Origin of the sequence: Hymenobacter citatus, assembly GCF_014333615.1 — a bacterium.
GTDB lineage: Bacteria > Bacteroidota > Bacteroidia > Cytophagales > Hymenobacteraceae > Hymenobacter > Hymenobacter citatus.
Window position 1 is genome coordinate 1 of the sequence record NZ_JACSCY010000022.1, and the last position, 20,062, is coordinate 20,062.

Consider the following 20,062-nt stretch of genomic DNA (forward strand, 5'->3'; position numbering starts at 1 on the left):
CAAAGGTCCATAAAACAGAGGGCCCGCTGCATATATGCAGCGGGCCCTCTGTTTTATGGACCTTTGCAGTCTCAAGCGTAGTTATGCAATAGCAACACGCTTAAAGTCAGTTACAGTCATGCCTTTGTTGGTCTTGTCGAGTAACTGAGCGATAGTAACGGAGTTGTCTTTCACGAACTCCTGGTTGAGCAGAGTATTCTCCTTATAAAACTTATTGAGCTTGCCTTGGGCAATTTTTTCCAGCATAGCTTCAGGCTTACCTTCAGCACGAGCTTGCTCCTTGCCAATCTCAATTTCGCGCTCTACAGTAGCCGAGTCTACACCGTCTTTGTCGACAGCAACAGGCTTCATGGCTACAATTTGCATCGCTACATCGCGGCCTACTTCGTTGGTGTTAGCGTCACCTACGTTCTTAAGGCCTACTAGTACACCCTTTTTGTTATCAGAGTGGATGTAAGAAGCAACTTTCTCAGCCGTCAGCGTTTCGTAGGCTACTACATCTAGCTTCTCGCCAATCTTGCCCATCAGGTCGGTGATGTGCTCTTGCAGCGAGCGACCATCTTCCTGCTTAGCAGCCAGCAGATCTTCTTTAGTACCAGCGTCCGACTTCACAGCTGAGTCCAGCACTTGTTGCGCCAGCTTACGGAAGTCTTCTACCTTAGCTACCGGCTCGGTTTCGCAAGCCAAAGCTACCAACTTACCAGTGGTGCCGTCTTCGCTTACGCTTACCAGTACTACGCCTTCAGCGGTAGCATTCTCGGCACGCTTATCAGCAATTTTCTGACCCTGCTTGCGCAAAATGTCGCGGGCGGCTTCAAAATCGCCGTCTGCTTCGGTCAGTGCTTTCTTGCAATCCATCATGCCCGCGCCGGTCATAGCGCGCAGCTTGTTCACGTCTTGGGCGGTAATTGCTGCCATTCTTCGTGTATGTTTAGGAGTTGGGTGATACTATTGTAAATGAATTGCACTCTATATGCGTGTTCTGAGCAGGTAGTGCAAAAGTCTTGCAAAGCCCCCCGAGTCTGCCATATCGGCACATGCCCTGGGTTGCCTACCTAAAAGAAAGAGGGAACACCGGAGCCGAGTGCTTCGCATGTTCCCTCTCACTCAATCAATGGGCTTGAGCCTATTCGTCGGCAGCTTGTTTTTCCTGGATGCCTTCGTCTTCCGACTGCTTCCGGTCAGACTCTTCTTTGTCTACCTTCCGCTCCGACAAGCCATCTTCGATAGCTTTGCCAATCACACCGATAATCAGCGATACCGATTTCGAGGCGTCATCGTTAGCCGGAATCGGGAAGTCTACCAGCTCGGGGTTGGAGTTGGTGTCCACGATAGCGAATACCGGAATGTTCAGCTTTTGGGCTTCCTTCACGGCAATGTGCTCGCGCTTCACGTCTACTACGAACAGCGCAGCGGGTAGGCGGCTCAGGTCGGCGATGCCGCCCAGTACACGCTCCAGCTTCTCACGCTCGCGTGACATCATCAGCTTCTCGCGCTTAGCAAGTGCTGCGTAGGCCGTGTTTTCCTTCACCATCTTGTCGATGGTGCTCATTTTCTTCAGCGACTTGCGTACGGTAGCGAAGTTGGTGAGCATACCACCCAGCCAACGGTCGGTTACGTACGGCATTTTGAGGCGCTTGGCCTCTTCCGTTACGATTTCCTGCGCTTGCTTTTTGGTAGCTACGAACAACACTTTCCGGCCCGATTTAGCAATCTGACGGATAGCAGCCGCAGCCTGATCCAGCGAAACGAGGGTCTTGTTCAGGTCGATGATATGGATGCCGTTCTTCTCCATGAAGATGTACGGCGCCATTTTCGGATCCCACTTGCGCGTAAGGTGACCAAAGTGGGCACCTGCATCAAGCAGTTCTTTATATGTGGTGGTCTGAGCCATGATAAGGATTCCTCTGGAAGATTAGCGTTTCGAGAACTGGAACGAACGACGAGCTTTGCGCTTACCGAATTTCTTGCGTTCCACCATGCGCGGGTCGCGGGTCAAGAAGCCTTCTTTCTTCAACGCCGGACGAACCTCTGCGTTGTCGCCTACGAGGGCTTTCGAGATGGCCAGACGGATAGCCTCAGCCTGAGCCGAGATGCCGCCGCCGCGCACGTTTACCTTGATGTCGTACTGACCGACTTGCTCGATCGTCGCCAAAGGCTGGTTCACGATGTTTTCCAGGAGCTCGTTACCGAAGTACGATTTCATGTCCCGGCCATTGATAGTGATATTCCCTTGCCCGGCTTGCATGTAGATGCGCGCCACCGAGGTTTTTCTTCTACCAGAGGTGTTGGAAATTTCCATTAATAGAATACGATTAGAGAAAAAGGAAAGCCTTGTATGGCTTACAGGTGCTTAAGATCAACAGCTTTGGGCTGCTGGGCTGCGTGAGGATGCTCGGCGCCGGCATACACGAACAGGTTGCGGAATTGCTCCGAACCCAAACGGTTGCCTTGCAGCATGCCTTTCACAGCGTGCTCGATTACGCGAGTCGAGTCTTTGGCTTTCTTGTCGCGCAGGTTGATGCGTTTCTGGCCGCCGGGGTAGCCCGAGTGCGTGAGGTAGATTTTGTCGGTCAGCTTCTTGCCCGTAACGCGCAGCTTGTCAGCGTTAACAACAATAACGTTGTCGCCGCAGTCCGAGTTGGGCGTGAACGAGGGCTTGTGCTTGCCGCGCAGGATGTTGGCAACTTGGCTGGCCAAACGGCCCAGCGTAGCGTCACCAGCATCAATCACGACCCAGCCCTTATTGGCGTTGGCTTTGTTGACGGAAATCGTCTTGAAGCTCAGATGATCCATTGATGAGTTGAGTAAACGTTTGAAAATGGGGCATGAACCGAATACGGTTCGGGAAAAACGGACACAAAGTTACCGTTTTTCGGGCAGGAAGCAAACGATGCTATAAAGTTTTGTGTGTGAAAGCCATAGCGTTGCATCCAAGGCCACTTTTTAGGAAGTGCGCTTAAGCTGCTAGTGGCTACTGATACTGCCGTAGTGTATCCACCAGCACCCGGAAATCTTTGGGGTAGGAAGCCTCAATGGTGACTGGCTCACCGTCCATTTTAGCAAAGGTGAGCTGGCGGGCATGCAGGGCAAAGCGCTTGATAAAGGGCTGCTCTTCCTCACCTTCCTTCACATTGAACTTGCGCTTTAGTGAGGACAGGTAGAATTCTTCGCCGCCGTACAGTCTGTCGGCCACAATGGGAGCCTGCAAAAACATTAGGTGCAGGCGAATCTGGTGCATGCGGCCGGTAACGGGTACGCACTGCACCAGTGTGTGACGGGCAAAGGCTTCGAGGGTAGTAAAATAGGTTTCGGCAGGCTTACCCTTGAATGCCAGGCGCGCTTTGCCTTTCGAGGTAGTTTCGATTTTGCGGTCTACCAACAGATTGTCGAAGTGGTGCGCGCCCCAGGCTACGGCGTGGTAGAGCTTGTTTACCTCCCGATTTTCAAATTGCATGGAGAGGTGACGGTAGGCCGCCGGGTTTTTGGCCAGCGCTAGCGCGCCCGATGTTTCTTTATCTAGACGGTGGCAGGCCTGTACATCGTCGGCGTACTCGCGGGCCATGCGCAGGATATTATTGGCGCCACCAAAACGCTCGTCGAGGGTAGCTAAGAACGGCGGCTTGTTGATGACGATGTAGTCCTCGTCTTCAAACAGAATCAGGTCTTGAAAATCAATATGCTTCATTACACTACGAAGGTAGCGGGAAGCGCGCATATCCTGTTAGTCTACCCCTGCTCCGACGGTTGTGCGGCGCGCCTCAACTTAGGCTTTGGTAGCTTAAACTCGAAAGTGGTGCCTTGGCCTGGCTCACTGTGCAAGCGCAACGCCGACTTATGGCCTTCAACAATATGCTTGCTAATAGCCAGCCCCAGGCCCGTACCGCCCGAGTTGCGCGAACGACTTTTCTCGATGCGGTAGAATCGTTCGAACACCCGGTGATGGTGTTGCTTGGCAATGCCTTCTCCATCGTTGTGCACGGCAATGCGTACTGCTTTCGTGGTTTCGGCAAGGTGCACAGCTACGTGACCATTCTCCTGTCCGTATTTGATGCCGTTGTCGATGAGGTTGATCAGCACTTGACGAATGCGGTTGCGGTCGGCCAGTACTAATAGCTCTGCGTCGGTAAGGGTAGGAGGAATTAACTCCAGCGTTACGCCCCGTTGGGCGGCCGTTAGCTCCAGCTGCTCAAAGATATCGAGCACCAACTGCACTACGTTGAAGCGCTGGCGGCGCATCTGCACCACGCCTTTCTCCAACTGCGAAATCGTGACAAGGTCCTGTACTAAATCGTTGAGAGCATCGAGGCTGCTGGCTGCTTTGGCCAGAAACTTTCGCTGGGTCACTTCGTCTATATCCTCGTCGTCTAAGATGGTGTGCACGAAGCCCTGAGCCGCAAAAATGGGCGTTTTCAACTCGTGCGATACGTCGGCCAGAAACTCGCGGCGCAGCACTTGCAGGCGTTTCAGCTCGTCTATTTCCTGCTGCTTGCGGGCTGCCATCTGCAAAATCTCGTCGCGGAGGCGCTTGAGGGGTTCGGGGCGAAACAGAAATTTGTTGGAGAGCTTGCGCAACTCCTTGCGCTTAATCATTTCCAACCCGGAGTAAATCGTGTTGATTTCCCGAAAAATGAGGGCTTCAAAGGATAAGTAAACCAGCAGAAAACACGCCGCCACCGTAATGCCCGCTGTCAAGAATGCATCCTGAAACTCTAGCTGTGGCGCATAAACGGCCAAAGCCGTAAGCACGCCAGCTACGAGCAGAGAAATGAGGATGGCAATAGTGCGCGAGGACAAATGAATTCTCAAGGGAAAAAGAAAAGGGAGCTATGGGGTGAAAACGAGGCATGCTGAACGCTGCGTTAGCGAGTAAAGCGGCTCTAGGTCAAGATAATAATTCCTGTAATTTGAATTACTACCAATAGAGATGCTTTGGCTCCGCTACGCTGCGCTCAGCATGAAATTCTAAAAACTGGGCTAGGATAGGGCTAGTCGGCGTTGAACTTGTAGCCTACCCCTTTGATGGTTTGGATGTGGTGGTCGCCTACCTTCTCGCGCACTTTGCGCACGTGCACGTCTACGGTGCGAGCCAGCACAAACACATCGTTGCCCCAGATATTCTGAAGCAGCTCGTCGCGGTTGAACACTTTATGGGGCGAAGCAGCCAGAAAAGCCAGTAGCTCGAATTCCTTCTTGGGCAGGATGATTTTACGGCCATCTTGGTACACGGCAAAGCCTGTGCGGTCAATAGTCAGGCCATTGATTTCGATGGTGGCGCTGGCCTGCTGCGGGTCTTGGTCGCGGCGCACGAAGGCAGCCAGACGGCTCATGAGAGCACGTGGTTTGATGGGCTTATTGATGAAATCATCGGCGCCGGCCTCAAACGCAGCTACTTCCGAAAACTCCTCGGCGCGGGCCGTCAGGAAAATAATATAAGCGTCCTTGAAGCGCGGTTGCTCGCGTAGCTGGCGGCATGCGGCGATGCCATCTAAGTGCGGCATCATTACGTCGAGCAGGATGATATCGGGACCAAAATCGGTGGCGATTTCCAGCGCTTGGCGGCCATCGGCGGCCGAGGCCACTTCGTACCCCTCTTTGCGAAGGTTGTACTCCAGTAGCTCAACAATGTCTGGGTCGTCATCGACAACGAGAATGCGATAGGCGTTGGAAGCAGAAGTAGCGTGCACAGGGCGAGGCGGTTTGGGGTAGAATAGAACGCGGGCCGACAGGCCAACGCGGCGGTGGGAGGTAGGAGGAGAAAGGACGTTTTTGCGGGCTGGCAGTGTCTTAACCGTTGATGCCAAGGGAGGGGAGCATTAAAAGTGAAACGGACTCGACGGGCCGTTTGCGCCGCCGAACTACAAAAAAAGCGGCCCCAACGGAGTCGCTTTTCCTTACAATCAATTAGAGGCTACCAAGTTCAATCGATTTTTAAGACCTTGATATTTATACATATCCACTTTCACGGAGCCAACAAACATTTCGGCCTGGATCAGGACCGGGATTTTGTTGCGGTCATCAGAGAGGTACACCGAAATGGCGTTTTCGCCACGAAAGAGCTTGTTGCTGGGCATCTTGGGCACTAGCCGAAGTGCACGCACAGTGCCAGCTTTGGTTTCCACCGTTTCGCGCCCTTTGTAGATAACGTCCATGCTAAACACTTCGTCGTCGAAAAAGCCCTGTACCCGGATAACCTCACCGGGTCGGTGCTGGTCAAAATTAATAGTTCGCAGGAAATAAACCCCGCTCACAATATCCTGTACATTGCTTGGTACCTTAAAGGTACCGCGTTTTACATCATTCTTATCTTTTTTATACGACTCGACAGAGGCCACGGCACGGGTGTGGTCGAAGTCCACGGTTTCGCGTTTGCGGTAGTGGTTTTCTTCAATGTTGCGGAAAAAACGCTGTGGCCGGATGGTAGCCGTATCAATGTAGGAGCGCCAGGTGTCCCGGATGCGCAGAAAAAAATCGAAGGAGCCCAGCGTACGGCCCGTAACGGTAGCCTGGTAACACGGCCGGTTGTTCACGCGGTGAATATTATCGGCTACCTCAATGGTGGCTTCGGCAGCATTAATCAGACCATAGTGTACCTTATAACTGAGCACTTCACCACTGGTGAAGCTGCTATTGGATACGGTACGGGTAGCCTCCGTTAGTTGAAAAGCAGAAAGGCCCAAACCAGCGAAAAGCAGCAGACAAACGTAGTAAAACCATCGACGGGACATACGGAACGGCGGGGTTGTTTTCAGCTGGTACGTATTCAAAAGCGGTGCCAGCAAAGCTACATAACATACGAACGCGCCGCTAGCTTAGTGCGCGAGTACTTAATAGGTGCAATAGGAAAACGCAGCGGAATACGAAAAAGCCCCATAACCACTGGTTATGGGGCTTTGTGCTCTAAATGAGGTTGGGAGTAACGCCTACTCGGCCAGCACTTCGTCGTCCTCGTCTACCGTGCGGTCTTCGGGGATGGCAGCTAGAGCGGCTTCGGGCTCACCCTTCACCATCTGACGGATCTTGGCTTCGATTTCGTTGGCCAGCTCCTCGTTGTCGTGCAGGATGGTTTTCACGCCTTCGCGGCCCTGACCGAGCCGGTCGCCGTTGTAGGAGAACCACGAGCCCGACTTGGCAATAATGCCCATATCTACGCCCAGGTCCAGAATCTCACCGATTTTGGAGATACCTTCGCCATAGATAATATCGAATTCAATCACCTTGAAGGGTGGTGCTACCTTGTTTTTCACCACTTTTACCTTGGTGCGGTTGCCGGTGATGTTGTCCTTGTCCTCCTTGATCTGGCCAATACGACGAATATCGAGGCGCACAGAAGCATAGAATTTCAGGGCGTTACCACCAGTGGTGGTTTCGGGGTTACCGAACATTACGCCGATTTTCTCGCGCAGCTGGTTGATAAAAATGCAGCAGCAGCCGGTTTTGTTGATGGTACCGGTGAGCTTACGCAAAGCCTGCGACATCAGACGCGCGTGCAGACCCATTTTTGAGTCGCCCATGTCGCCTTCCAGTTCGCCTTTCGGCACCAGGGCAGCTACGGAGTCAATTACGCAAATGTCGATGGCACCGGAGGAAATCAGCTGATCGGCAATTTCCAGGGCTTGCTCGCCATTGTCGGGCTGGGCGATGAGCAGGTTTTCGGTGTCGATACCCAGCTTCTCGGCGTAGCTCTTATCAAAGGCGTGCTCAGCGTCGATAAAGGCCGCGATGCCGCCTTTCTTCTGTGCCTCCGCAATGCAGTGCATAGTGAGGGTAGTCTTACCCGACGATTCAGGGCCGTAAATCTCGACAATACGACCTTTGGGCAAGCCGCCAATACCGAGGGCAATATCCAGGCCTAGGGAGCCGGTGCTGATGGCCGGAATGTCGACAACTTTGTTGTCGCTGAGCTTCATCACGGTGCCTTTGCCGAACGACTTGTCCAGCTTTTCCATCGTGAGTTGCAGGGCCTTTCTTTTTTCAACGGCCGGATCGGCGACGACTTTCTCTGTGGTTGCAGCCATGTGAGGGTAGGTTATAAAAAGTACTTACGTTTGGTGAAAATTACGCTTTTTCTGGCTGCCCGTCAAGCTCAGACCTGCCCGGCAAAATCCGTGGCAGCGCTCATCTGGGGCAGCTTTTTCTAACACCCGACCCTGGCTTTTCGTGCCACCGCGCCGATAAATATATGAGAAATTATTTACTAAATATATTAGCCGTTGGCGGTCTGCTAGTTAGCACGCATACAGCGCAGGCACAGCTAGACAATCGGGCATTCACAAATACTGAACCAGGCAAAAAAGACGAGTTTACTTTCAATCAGCAGGCTCCTTCTAGCAGAGAAGAAAACACCACCGGCGACCTGCGCCTGTCTGTGAGGTCCTTTACGTTTTTTAAAGACAATGAGTATTTCAACCGCATTATCGAGGGATATACGCTATTCGGCACGCAATTGAACCCGCAGTTGGTGTACTATCCCACGGCCAACCTGCGACTAGAGGGCGGCGTGTTTTTGTGGAAAGATTTCGGCAACGCCCGCATGCGGCAGGTGCGCCCTACTTTTCGGGCTACGTACACCAAGGGCAATAGTGAATTCATCTTTGGAAATATCCGGCCGCATTTGAACCACGGCTACATTGAGCCGCTGTTCAATTTTGAGCGTGTAATCCTAAAACCGTTGGAGGAAGGATTGCAGTATCGCTATGTTTCTGATAGGGTAGGGCTGGACGTGTGGGTAGACTGGCAGCGACAGCAGTATCGGTACAGCAATTACCAAGAAGAAATTGCGGGTGGCCTCAGCGGTTCCATGCGCCTCACCGGCGCCAATAGTCCTGTGACAGTGTCCCTACCCATCCAGTTTACCGCCACCCACCGGGGCGGGCAGATCGACACCATCGATCTGCCGTTGCAGACGCTGTTCAACGGAGCTACTGGCTTGGAGGCGCGCTACCCTCTGCCTACCCATCCTGGCACGGCATTTCGGGTGCAGGCCTACGGTACAGGCTACTATGATAAGTCGTTTGCATACCAACTGCCCTACCGGCGCGGCAGCGGCCTCTACCTCAACGCTACCGCCGAGACACGCTACCTCAACGTGATGCTGAGCTACTGGCAGGGCCAGCGGTTTCTATCGCCGCTAGGCGGCGATTTGTACCAGTCGGCCTCCCGCTCGGTGGGTAACCCAATGTACACGGAGCCGCACCGTCGCCTTCTGATTTTACGCCTCATGCGGGATTTTTCGCTGGGCGAAGCGGCGGCTATTACCGTGCGGGTAGAGCCGGTGCATGATTTTCAGGAGAAAAAAACAGACTTCGCGGCAGGTGTTTACCTGAACTTCCGGCAGGAATGGCTGCTGGGCAATATCAGCCGCCGCGTGCGGGTAGGAAAGTAGAGAGGCTACCTGGTGGAAACCTGCGACAAGCTGTAGTATAAAATCTCTCCTTCCGCATCCTGCCTGCGCAAGGGCCACAACCGCGTGCGTGCGGGTACCTGCTGAAACCCGACTGCTTCGGCCACGGCGCAGCTACGCGGGTTGTTAGCCCGGCAGCGAATCGAAAACTTCGCTACCTGAAGCGCCTCAAGACCAAACTGCACGGCGGCCGATAAGGCTTCGCGAGCATAGCCGTGGCCCTCGGCCGACCGGGCAAGGTAGTAACCAATTTCGGCGGTACGGGTGCGGCCCTGTTGCGGGCGCAAGCTAATGTCGCCGAGGTAGGTAGCGGTAGCCGTGTGCCAGATGCCCAGCACATAGAGCCGGTCGGAGCGCCAGTCGGTCAGGAATGTGGCGAGTACCCGGGCCGCGTCGGTGAGGGTAGTAGTAGCCGCTACGCGGGCCGGAAAGGCCGGCCGCAAGCGGTTGCGCTCCTGGTCGAGCAGTGCAAAAAAGGCCGTTTCGTCGGCAGGAGCGTAGGGGCGCAGCGTGAGGCGCGCAGTGGTGAGGGTAGCAAGAGGAGGTGCAACAAACAGCGTGGCGGCAGGCATACAGTAGGGTAGAACGCTGATGAGCTTACGTGCAACCGGACAGCTTTGATGACAAAATGTTTTGCCAGAGCAAACTAACCCCGCGTGCAGCAAGTCGTTTTAGAAAGAGAAACGCACTACATATACACTTGCTGGCAGTACTACCCGCCAGCTTTATTTTACGGAAATGACAGGAAGACTTGCAGGCAAAGTAGCCATCATAACGGGCGGAGGTGCCGGTATTGGTGAAGCCATAGCCAAAAAATTTGCGAAAGAAGGCGCCGCGCTGGTCGTAGCGGGCTTTGCCGAAGACCCCGTGCGCGAGGTAGTCGAGGAAATTATCCGTACCGGTGGCCGCGCCATTGCCTTCAATGGCGACTTATCGCACCCTCAGACGGCGGAAGCCTGCGTGCAAGCCGCACTGGCAGAATACCAGGAACTGCATATTCTGGTGAACAATGCCGGAGCATTTCCGGCTACGTCTACCATCGATAAGTATCCGACGGATGCCTTTGAGTACATGATCAAAAATAACATTTACTCAAACTTCATGATGACCCGCGCGGCTATTCCTCATCTACAGAAAACGCGGGGTAATATCGTGTCGGCAGGTTCGGAAGCGGGGCACATGGGTGAGCCGCAGAATACGCCCTACGGCGGTACCAAGGGGTTTATACATGCTTTCCAAAAGGGCGTAGCCGTAGAGCAGGCCAAGTTTGGGGTGCGCTCTAATATTGTAGGTCCCGGCCCCATCGATACCGCCTGGACGCATAAGGAAACCGGCCCGATGGATTCTAAAATGGAAAAGCTCACTGTGCAGGGCGTGCCATTGGGCCGGCGCGGTACCACCGAGGAGGTAGCCAATGTGTATGCTTTCCTGGCATCTGATGAGGCCAGCTACGTTACCGGTGCTATTTATTACGTAGATGGTGGCGTTACCATCTCCAAAGGGCCCCACGGCGACGAAGTCCCCAGCGATATAGCAAAGGAACCCATTGGCGTCCTACCCATTGAGCACGCTAAGGATGGCAATACCAGTATGCGCCCGCAAGATGCAGGTAGTATGAACCTATAGTTGCAGATTAGTGGAATTTCCCTGATTCTTTACTTGAAAACAAAAGCCTCTGCACATGCAGAGGCTTTTGCTTTTAGAAGCCATTTGGCTTGCTACGAAATCCTTGGAAGTCGTGCTAATTCGCAATTTTATATTGCGCCGGGCTACCCAGGGCTTGCTGTGTGCGCATGATGTTTACTTGACGGGCGGCTTCATTGAAGTATTCCAGCCGGCGAATCAGCATTTCTTTGAGCAATACACGGCCTTCGGGCGTGGCCATGTAGGCTTTTTTGTCTTCCAGAAGACGGCGCATCGTGGCTTCCGTTTGGTCTTCGTGCTGCATATACTGCTGCTGAAACTCGGCTAAGCGGCCTACCCCATCGGTGGTGAGGCGGTACTGCGTGCCGCCCTGGTTCAGGACTTCGCACAGCACATATACTTCCAGCGGAAGCGAGGTAGCCAGCGCCGTGGTGCGCAAATCGAGGCCTGCGGCCAAAGCATCCAGAATAATGTTGACGTTGCGCTCGAACTGCTGGTAGTACGCAGAAACCTCCATGGTAGAAGTGTTGAATGGTAAGTGTTGGCTGTTGAGAGTTGGCCCATAGTCAGAGCCTGCCTGACCATTGATGCTTAAGCTTCAACAATGCTACAGAATTTCCTTGATGATTTGCTCGATGCTGATGCCTTCAGCCTCAGCCTTGAAGTTGCGCACCAAACGGTGACGCAAGATGGGTAGGGCCACCGTCTTCACATCCTCAATGTCAGGCGAGTATTTCCCGTTGAGTAAGGCGTTGCATTTAGCGCCCACAATCAGGTGCTGCGAGGCCCGCGGCCCGGCGCCCCACTCCAGCAGTTGATTTACGCGAGCGGCGGCGCGACTGGTATTTGGGCGGGTTTTGTGCACCAGACTCACCGCATATTCCACCACGTTATCAGCCACGGGCACACGGCGCACGAGCTGCTGGTAGGCCTGAATTTCGCTGGCGTGCAGCACTTTGCTTACCACGGCTTTCCGGTCGCTGGTGGTGTTTTTCACTACCTGCAACTCCTCCTCGTAGCTGGGGTAGCCCAGCTCAATGTTGAACATGAAACGGTCGAGCTGGGCTTCGGGTAGGGGGTAGGTACCCTCCTGCTCAATGGGGTTCTGGGTAGCCAGCACGAAGAACGGGCGGTCCAAAGCATAGCGCTTGCCGGCCACCGTTACGGCATACTCCTGCATACTCTCCAAAAGCGCCGCCTGGGTTTTGGGCGGTGTCCGGTTGATTTCGTCAGCCAGCACAATATTGGCGAAAATCGGTCCCTGCACGAAGTGGAAGTCCCGCTGCTGATTCATCGTTTCAGAGCCCACAATGTCAGACGGCATCAGGTCAGGCGTGAACTGGATGCGGTTGAACGACAGGTCCAACGACTCGGCAATGGTATGGATGAGCAACGTTTTGGCGAGGCCCGGCACGCCCACCAAGAGGCAATGGCCCTGGGCAAACACAGCAGTCAGCACCAACCGCACCACCTCGTCCTGCCCAATAATTACCTTACCGATTTCCTGCCGCAGCTTGTGGTATGATTGCGCCAGCGCATCGGCGGCTTCTTTATCGGAGGCGAAAGGCATAGGTTGATTTTGCTGATGAGTTGATTTTGCTGATGAGTTGATTTGCTAATTGTTAATTATGAATGGGTTGGATGAATTACATATGTATTATATCAACCGTCAGCTTATTCATAATCAGCACATCAGCAAATCAACTCATCAGCACATTACTATAACGTTCTTTGTAGCAATCTGCACTCGTCGTATTGCGGGTCCACGTCGACGAAAACAGTGGTGCGGTTTTTCTCGAACCACTCGTCCAGCGCCTTGTTTTTCTTCTCATTAAGAGCTGCCTGCGCAATTTTCTGGTAGTCGTCGCGGAGGTTGGCTTGGTGAGGTGGCGTATTCGACTTCAACCAGATCAGGCGCATGGCATCCTTGCCATCCTCGGTGCGGTAGGGTAGGGGCTGCGAGATGCTACCTACCTTCATCGTATCAATAGTAAAGAAGATGGCAGGGTCAATCTTATCCAAGGGAATATAGGTGCTGGCATTCTGCTGGTTCTGAATCAGGCCGCCGCTAGTGCTAGTGGCTTTATCGTCTGATTCGTCTTTGGCAGCTTTGGCAAAAGTAAGACTGTCGGCCAGAATGCGGGTGCGTAGTTTGCTTAACTGCACCGCCGCCACGCTCACGTCTTTCGAGCCGGTTTCGGGCTTTAGCAGGATGTGGCGCGTGCTGTAACTGTCGCCCTTGCGCTCAATCAACTGAATAAGGTGAAAGCCAAACTGCGACTCCACCACCGGCGACAACTGCCCCGGCTCCATGCGCAAAGCGGCTGCTTCATACTCCGGCACCAGCTCCTTACGCTTGAAAAAGCCCAGATAACCTCCTTGCACTGCCGAGCCAGGATCCTGCGAATACTGCTTGGCCAACTCCTCGAAACTCTCGCCGCCCTGAATACGAGCGCGCAAATCGTTAAGCTTGGCCATGGCCTCCTGCTTGGCCTTGTCGTTCACCTGCGCCAGCTTCACGATCTGCCCTACCTCTACCTCCGTAGAAAAATAGGGTAGGCTGTCTTTGGGAATGCGGTTGAAATACTGCTTCACCTCGCGCGGTGTCACGGTTACTTTGCCTGCAATCTGCTCCTGCATTTTCTGCTGCGTCAGCTGGTCCTTCACCTGCTGGCGCAAATCGTCTTTCAATGCTTTCAGAGGCTTGTTGTAGTACTCTTCCAGCTTTTTCTCCGAGCCGATTTGTTGCACGAAGTAGGCCATGCGGCGGTTCAGTTCGCCGTTTACCTGGTTTTCTTCTACCACCACTGAGTCGGTTTCGGCCTTGGCCAACATCAGCTTATTCATCACAAGCTGTTGTAGAATTTTGCAGCGTAAGTCAAGGGGTAGGGCTTTTCCTTCAGCGCGGGCTTCCTCCTGTGCATACACCAAATCCAGATCCGATTTCAGAATAATCTGGTTGTCTACTTTCACAATAATGCCATCCACCACTGTGCGACCCACCGGCCGGCCTATGCCCAATTGAGCCGAAGCAGAGGTGACAAGGCCCGTCAGCAAACCGAGGCTAAGCAGCGCCACGCGCATCGGCAAACGAAAAAAATAAGTCATGCAGCAAGAAAATAAGTCCGGTATCGGCACCTGCCGATTAGACAGCACTACCCAGCAACGCAAAAAGCAGCGCGTAAATTTCAACATAAATCACGGATTTTTCGGATGAAAACGGATTACACGGATTTTGTAGACGGAGCAGGGTAGCACCCCACATTACGTCAGCTGATTTGGGCTATCCTACTTGCTGCGGATACCGCAGAGCCCCTCGTTCGTTGCATGCGCTGACGCCAGAGTCAGCTACAAAATCCGTGTAATCCGTTTTCATCCGAAAAATCCGTGATTTATTTGGTCACCAGCTTATCAATTTCTGATTGGTTGAGCTGCACCGGATACTGTGCGCGCAACTGCTCAATCCATTGTTGCTCCAGGTAATTCTGGTAGTCGGAAGTGGCCTGGCCGCGGGCTTCGCTCAGCTTTTTGGGGCCGGCTGGTAGTTGTTCTTTGATGATAACGGAGTAGTAGCGGCCGTCCAGCTGCACGGGGTAGGTGCCGGGGCCACGCTGCGCTACCTGATCCACGGCTTTGCTGTCGCCCTGCTGGAACGTGCGCTGCTGGATTTTGACGGCCAGCGGGCTCTTTTCATTGAAGCGTTGCTCAATGGTAGCCAGGTCGCGGGTTGCGCCCTTTAAATAAACTGCGTTCGGGTCCAAGTTCTGGGCTTTCTTTCCTTCGACTTTCGTGCTGGTCAAAATTCGTTCAGCCGGAATGCCCTTCGCTTCTAATGAGCTTCTAACTTGTTGAATACGCTTTCTGGCAAGTGCACCTTCCGCAGAAGTTCGCAAACGGCCGTTTACCGATACAATAAGCGTGGTATCTGTGACCATCTGGTCTGCCAACGCCTCCAGAGTTGGTTGGCTGGCCGGTAGCAAAGTGGTCGTGCGCGGCTGAAATCCAATGGTAGCTGGAATACCTTTGGTAGTAGGCAGTAGGCTGAGTGCTACCCCACTACCACCATTCTTAGTGATGGGCTTCGAATTGTCTACCACCAGCGGCAGTACCTCCTGCAGCACCTCCGGCGAAGCGGCGTTGATAACCGTGGCCTGCACGCGTGGGGCCCACTGGTAGTCCTGCTGGTGTTCGGTGAAGAACTTTTGCAGCCCTACCGAGTCATCAATGGCCTTGGACCATACTTTCTCGTCCATTAGCTGAAACAGCAGGATGCCGTCGCGGTATTCTTTCACCAGCATGCGGTAGTCCTCGTACTTGCTTTCCAGGTTGTCGCGCTCGTAGTTGGTCAGGCTCTGGTCCACGTACTGGTCGTAGAGCACCTGCATGGCGTGCTGAGGCTCGTCGCCAGGGCGGGGGCGCTGGCTTTGCTCCACGTAGGCCAGGAAGTCGGTGGCGGGGTAGGCTTTGCCGTTGATGGTGAACAGGGTAGGGTTAGCCGCTGGCTTGCCTTTGCCTTTCGTTACGGGCATGGCCACGTTCTTGAAGCGGCCGTTCACCAAGGCTGTATCGGCCTTCGCAAACGTATACTCTTTCCCGGCTTTATTTTCCTCAAACTTGTTCTCGGCTTTCACACGCTTCAGGAAAGCGGCGTGGTTCAGCTCAGAGCGTGAGTCTTTGGCTACCTTGCTCTTGAGAGTAGGTTGCATGGCCTCAAACGAAGGCACCGGCATTTTCTCAATCAGCTTGATAACGTGCCAGCCGTAGGGCGTTTGCACGGGCCGCGACAAGTCGCCGGGCTTTTGCAGCTTGAACGCAGCCTCCTCGAAGCTTGGAATCATGCGGCCCGCGCCAAAGGCGGGAATCTCGCCACCATTAGGTGCCGAGCCGGCGTCTTCCGAAAACTGCGCTACCAGCTTGTCCCAGTTCTCGCCGCGCTGCAGGCGGCTATACAGCTCGTCGATTTTCTTTTTGGCGGTGGCCGAATCGGCAGCCGGCATGTTGGGCGTGGCCCTGATCATGAGGTGGGCTACCTTGATTTCGCCCTGCGCCATCCGGGTGTCGTTCACCTTGATGAGGTGGTAGCCAAAGCGCGTGCGCACCGGCTCCGATACCTGCCCTACCGGCGTTTTGTAGGCCGCCGACTCAAACGGGTACACCATCTGCATAGACGTGAAATAGCCCAGACGGCCACCGTTTTCGCGGGCCGAGGGGTCTTCCGAAGTCTGGCGGGCCACTGTTTCAAAGTCCTCGCCGCCGCTGGTTACACGCTGGCGCAGGGCCTGCGTTTTCTGGTAGGCAGCCAGCGTATCCTTGGGCGAGGCGTCAGGCGCTACCCTGATGAGGATGTGCGAAGCGTTGATCTCCTTGCTCAGGCGGTCGTAAGCCTCGCGCACGAGCTGGTCGGTCACGCTTTTCTCGGTGAGGTAGGGCTGAGCCAGCTGCTGCCGGTAGCCATCCAACTCGCGCTTGAAGGCTTGGGTGGTATCTAGGCCGCGCTGCTCGGCATCCAGCACCTTCAGCTTGAAGTTGGTGTAGAGCTTCAGATATTCATCCACGCCGGCACGGGTGCCAAAATCGGGGGCTGTGCTATTGTTTTTGCGGTATACATAGGCAAACTCCGAGGCGGGTACCGGGTGCGTTCCCAACGTTTCGACAACGGGTTGTTTGGTTGCCGACGTGGTTTTGGTAGACTGGCAGCCAGCCAGTAGTGCCAAGGCAGCGCCGGCGTACAGAATGCGTTTAGGCATAAAAGCAATAAATCTAAAACAGACACCCTACGCCATTGCGCAGGAAAGGACCGATGCAATTTTACGGATTTTTTCCCGCCCAGCCCGTGGAGGGCAGCACCCGCGGGCGCAAAACAAAAGGCACCCCGCGAAAGGTGCCTTCTTATGCTAAACTCAACCGTTTTTCTTCAGGAAACGCGCTTGTGCAGCCTGCAAACGTTGTATGTACCAGAGGTAGTGAACTCCACACTGTCCATAATCCGGTTGACTAGGGCCATGCCTACCCCGCCTTTTTTGCCTAAGCGCACGTGCTCGTTCATGTCTGGCTCACGGAACGTAGAAGGCCGGTAGGAAATCGGGCTACTATCCTCAATATCAATATCTACAGCGTGATTTACGAAGTTGATACTCAGGCACAACGAGCGGGACTCATCTTCCCCGTTGGCGTGAATAATAAGATTGGCAACTACCTCATCAACAGCCAGTATAATCTGGTTGAGCTGCAATTCCGACAGGTTGTAGGTAGCCAAATAGTCGTTCACGAAGTCGCGCACAACCTTCAGGTTTTCTCTACTACAACTAATGCGGATATCCTTTTTCATGAAAGCAGCGTCCGTCGACAAAACGAGTTAAATAGCAACGGCTTCTGCCTGAGTGGGTACAATCGTCATCAGCGAGTCGAGGCCTAGAATCTCAAATACGTTATGCACTTTTTCCTGCATGTTGTAGAAGATGAGCTTCACGTTGGCATCCTGCAGCCGTTGCAAGTGGGAGATGAAAACGCCCAGCCCCGCCGAAGAGATATAATTGAGTCGTTGGCAGTCGATTAATATTTTTTGATAGTCCAGAACTTCTGGTTTCGACAGCTCCGTATCCAGAATCACAGACGAGCTGGCGTCCAACTCCCCATCTAGGTTCAGGGTGAGCGATGTATCAGTGGCTTGTTGCGTTATTTTCATGCCTCGGCTCTACGTTAGGAGTGCGAATCAGGTTGAACGGCTTTGAATTTAATCACCAGCAACGTCTGATCGTCGTGCACGGGCTGACCATGGCTGAACTCTGCCAAGTCGCTCAAAATATGTTGTTTAATTTCCTCTGCTTCTAGGTAATATGTGCGCTCCAACACGCGCTGCAACCGCTCCTCGCCATATTCCTCCTGCTTCGCCCCACGTGCCTCCACTATACCATCGGTATATACTACCATTACGTCGCCGGGGTTGTAATCGTAGAATTGATTTTTGATGTGTTTCTCGTAGGAATCGTTACGAATAATACCCAGGCCCAAGCCCGCCGTACGGAAGTAGGAAACCTCCTCTTTAATGGAGTGATAGTAGAGCGTATGGCAGTGGCCAGCACGCGCGAATACAAAGCCACCGTGCTCGTAATCTATGATATAGAGGGAGGCAGTGATAAAGGATGACTTTTCCAGGCAGTGAATTAAGGCCGTATTGGCCTGCGACATAAAACGGCTTGGCACCGGGAATTTCTCCCGGTCGTTGCGGGCCAGGGGGTTTTCCTGCATTAGGGCGTGGAAAATGCCCTTCATCTGCGCCACGTGGAAAGCCGCCGTCACGCCCTTACCCGATACGTCGCCTACCAGAATGGCCAGGCGCCGGCCCGGCAGGTGCAAAAAGTCGTAGAAGTCGCCGCCTACCTCCTTGGCTGCCAGCGCAAAAGAGCTGATTTCAAACCAGTTATCAGTGGGAAGCGTCTTCGGAATCAGGCTATCCTGTACGGCGGAGGCAATTTTTAGCTCCTCCTGCACCCGCTCGTTTTCGATAGAGGCTTGCAACAATTGCAAGTTCTCGATGCTGAGAACGGTCTGACTTGTAAAGGTTTGCAGAATGCCCAGGTTCTCGCGGTCGAAGCCGTGGCGCTGGTCCTTCAGCATGTACAAGGAGCCGTAGCGCCGCTTGGTGGAGCGCAGCGGCATCACAATCATCGACGAAAACGGCAGCTTCAGACTCCGGAAACCGCTGCTATTATCCAAGTCGTTGTTGAGGTACTCGATGTGACCCAGATTGTAATCGGTGAGCAGGCTATGGATGGCCGCGCTCTGCTCAGGCTCGATATTGAAATACTGGCCCGAGTAGCCATCCACGGGAGCATCTAGGGTCAGCCAGGCCGCATCGGCCCCCACCGTCTGCACCGCCGAATCGAACAGCGTGCTGTAGATTTCCTTTTCGGTCTGGCCTTTCTGAATCAGCTGCGTCAGGCGCTGCAGGCTCAGGATTTCCTCGCGCTTCTGCTCAAACACGCCCGCCGTGGGCAGGTTGAAAAACGTGACCAGCAGCCCCACCAGCGAGTAGAAAGTAGCAAAGAACACGGTGAGCAACAAGAAGGCGTGCTGGGGCGCAGGAGCTACTAGCTTGGGGTCGTGCTCGATGCGTAGAAAATACACCACAAACACACCCATGCACAGCAATAAGCCCGATTGTAACAGCACCACCTCCCATTTTTGGCGGCGGTTGAGGTAGGCCACCCACTTCTGGTTGCCGCTGAGGTAGATGCCGAAAAGGGCTAGACCACCCATCACGGGGTAGGCGAGCAGGCCCGTAGGCGCCCAGTTCAGCAAACGAAACAGCAGCGTAGCCCCCAGCAGCAGCTCAAACCACAGCCACTCGCGCCGCAGGTGGGTAGGCGCCCGAAACAGCACCAACGACCGCCACGTGTAGTTGGTGCCGGCCAGAAAGATGATGAACAGCGCCAGGTTGATGGTATAGATGACCGCGAAGAAAACCCGGTCGTTGCTCGGCGCTTCCGCCTGAATAAAGCGCTCCAGCAAGTGTAGTCCCACGCACACGCTGGCCAACACACCCGGCCCCAGCAGTAGCCGCCGCAGTAAGCCCGTGAAATCGGTGCCGCGGAGTGGGTCGGGGAGGTTGCGCTGGTACAGGAATACACCCGCCGCAAAGCCTGCTTGGGCAACCAGAGCTACCCAGGCAGCGGGCTTACCCAACTGTTCGGCAAGGGTAGGGCTGGCCGCCGACAGCGTACAATACAGCAGCACCAACCAACTCAGAATCGTGAGAGGTAGGACGGCAGTTTGTAGCTTCTGGCGAAGGGACATACGAGAGTAGTACGAGGAGAAAAATCAGCGACCAGCCCGTGGTGTGCACAGGGCAGCGTGGCCGAAAGGACGGGCAAGATACGGAGCTGGCCGAAAACTGCTAACTACTCTCGCGACATTGACTAACATCGTTAGTGATTTGCAGACGCAAGTATAGAAGCTCTGTTTGAAAAGAGAAACTTCGACTGAGATGGGCGGCTGAGCACCGTTAGCAATGCG

The 20,062-nt window shown here is 54.1% G+C and carries 19 protein-coding genes; 2 read left to right on the forward strand and 17 right to left on the reverse strand.

The genetic code is table 11. The features are described from left to right. Window positions 1–81: 81 nt before the first annotated feature. From tsf to recA, 9 genes are all read right to left on the reverse strand, one after another. Window positions 82–918, reverse strand: a complete 837-nt coding sequence (tsf, locus tag H8B15_RS19190; RefSeq protein WP_187321274.1) for a translation elongation factor Ts — start codon at window positions 916–918, stop codon at window positions 82–84. Between the two features lie 208 nt (window positions 919–1,126). Next, window positions 1,127–1,894 (reverse strand): 30S ribosomal protein S2, encoded by a 768-nt coding sequence (gene rpsB, locus H8B15_RS19195; RefSeq protein WP_187321275.1) that lies wholly within the window; start codon window positions 1,892–1,894, stop codon window positions 1,127–1,129. Window positions 1,895–1,915: 21 nt separating this feature from the next. Further along, window positions 1,916–2,302, reverse strand: a complete 387-nt coding sequence (rpsI, locus tag H8B15_RS19200; protein WP_187321276.1) for a 30S ribosomal protein S9 — start codon at window positions 2,300–2,302, stop codon at window positions 1,916–1,918. A gap of 41 nt (window positions 2,303–2,343) precedes the next feature. After that, entirely contained in the window at window positions 2,344–2,796 is a 453-nt protein-coding gene (rplM, locus tag H8B15_RS19205) for a 50S ribosomal protein L13 (protein ID WP_187321277.1), read from the reverse strand. Window positions 2,797–2,974: 178 nt separating this feature from the next. After that, window positions 2,975–3,688, reverse strand: a complete 714-nt coding sequence (locus H8B15_RS19210; protein ID WP_187321278.1) for an RluA family pseudouridine synthase — start codon at window positions 3,686–3,688, stop codon at window positions 2,975–2,977. Window positions 3,689–3,729: 41 nt separating this feature from the next. Then, window positions 3,730–4,809, reverse strand: a complete 1,080-nt coding sequence (locus tag H8B15_RS19215) for a sensor histidine kinase (protein ID WP_187321279.1) — start codon at window positions 4,807–4,809, stop codon at window positions 3,730–3,732. A gap of 179 nt (window positions 4,810–4,988) precedes the next feature. Then, window positions 4,989–5,687, reverse strand: coding sequence for a response regulator (locus H8B15_RS19220; RefSeq protein WP_187321325.1), 699 nt, complete (start codon window positions 5,685–5,687; stop codon window positions 4,989–4,991). A 213-nt stretch (window positions 5,688–5,900) separates the two neighbouring features. Beyond that, window positions 5,901–6,728, reverse strand: a complete 828-nt coding sequence (locus tag H8B15_RS19225; protein ID WP_187321280.1) for a DUF3108 domain-containing protein — start codon at window positions 6,726–6,728, stop codon at window positions 5,901–5,903. Window positions 6,729–6,923: 195 nt separating this feature from the next. Then, complete coding sequence (gene recA / locus H8B15_RS19230; RefSeq protein WP_187321281.1) at window positions 6,924–8,018, reverse strand: recombinase RecA; 1,095 nt, start codon at window positions 8,016–8,018, stop codon at window positions 6,924–6,926. Window positions 8,019–8,368: 350 nt separating this feature from the next. On the opposite strand from recA, the gene H8B15_RS19235 reads away from it, so the two are divergent. Beyond that, the gene (locus H8B15_RS19235) at window positions 8,369–9,385 is read left to right on the forward strand and encodes a hypothetical protein (RefSeq protein ID WP_187321282.1); all 1,017 of its coding nucleotides are present in this window, start codon (window positions 8,369–8,371) and stop codon (window positions 9,383–9,385) included. Window positions 9,386–9,390: 5 nt separating this feature from the next. Here H8B15_RS19235 and H8B15_RS19240 read toward each other — a convergent pair whose 3' ends face one another. Then, the gene (locus H8B15_RS19240) at window positions 9,391–9,975 is read right to left on the reverse strand and encodes a GNAT family N-acetyltransferase (RefSeq protein ID WP_187321283.1); all 585 of its coding nucleotides are present in this window, start codon (window positions 9,973–9,975) and stop codon (window positions 9,391–9,393) included. A 166-nt stretch (window positions 9,976–10,141) separates the two neighbouring features. Between H8B15_RS19240 and H8B15_RS19245 the strand changes: the two genes are divergently transcribed. Then, entirely contained in the window at window positions 10,142–11,029 is an 888-nt protein-coding gene (locus H8B15_RS19245) for an SDR family NAD(P)-dependent oxidoreductase (protein WP_187321284.1), read from the forward strand. Window positions 11,030–11,144: 115 nt separating this feature from the next. Here H8B15_RS19245 and H8B15_RS19250 read toward each other — a convergent pair whose 3' ends face one another. The 7 genes from H8B15_RS19250 to H8B15_RS19280 form a co-directional block, all read right to left on the reverse strand. Continuing rightward, complete coding sequence (locus H8B15_RS19250; protein ID WP_187321285.1) at window positions 11,145–11,564, reverse strand: hypothetical protein; 420 nt, start codon at window positions 11,562–11,564, stop codon at window positions 11,145–11,147. 90 nt (window positions 11,565–11,654) lie between these two features. Further along, complete coding sequence (locus H8B15_RS19255) at window positions 11,655–12,617, reverse strand: AAA family ATPase (RefSeq protein WP_187321286.1); 963 nt, start codon at window positions 12,615–12,617, stop codon at window positions 11,655–11,657. A 149-nt stretch (window positions 12,618–12,766) separates the two neighbouring features. Further along, window positions 12,767–14,155, reverse strand: coding sequence for a peptidylprolyl isomerase (locus tag H8B15_RS19260; protein ID WP_246455739.1), 1,389 nt, complete (start codon window positions 14,153–14,155; stop codon window positions 12,767–12,769). Window positions 14,156–14,439: 284 nt separating this feature from the next. Beyond that, window positions 14,440–16,794, reverse strand: coding sequence for a peptidylprolyl isomerase (locus H8B15_RS19265; protein ID WP_187321287.1), 2,355 nt, complete (start codon window positions 16,792–16,794; stop codon window positions 14,440–14,442). 167 nt (window positions 16,795–16,961) lie between these two features. Next, window positions 16,962–17,375 carry an ATP-binding protein gene (locus tag H8B15_RS19270; RefSeq protein WP_187321288.1) on the reverse strand — a complete coding sequence of 138 codons (414 nt, stop codon included), beginning with the start codon at window positions 17,373–17,375 and terminating at the stop codon, window positions 16,962–16,964. A gap of 27 nt (window positions 17,376–17,402) precedes the next feature. After that, window positions 17,403–17,732, reverse strand: a complete 330-nt coding sequence (locus tag H8B15_RS19275) for an STAS domain-containing protein (protein ID WP_187321289.1) — start codon at window positions 17,730–17,732, stop codon at window positions 17,403–17,405. Between the two features lie 14 nt (window positions 17,733–17,746). Further along, on the reverse strand, window positions 17,747–19,843 hold the full coding sequence (locus H8B15_RS19280; protein WP_187321290.1) for a SpoIIE family protein phosphatase: 2,097 nt from the start codon (window positions 19,841–19,843) through the stop codon (window positions 17,747–17,749). Between the last annotated feature and the right edge of the window lie 219 nt (window positions 19,844–20,062).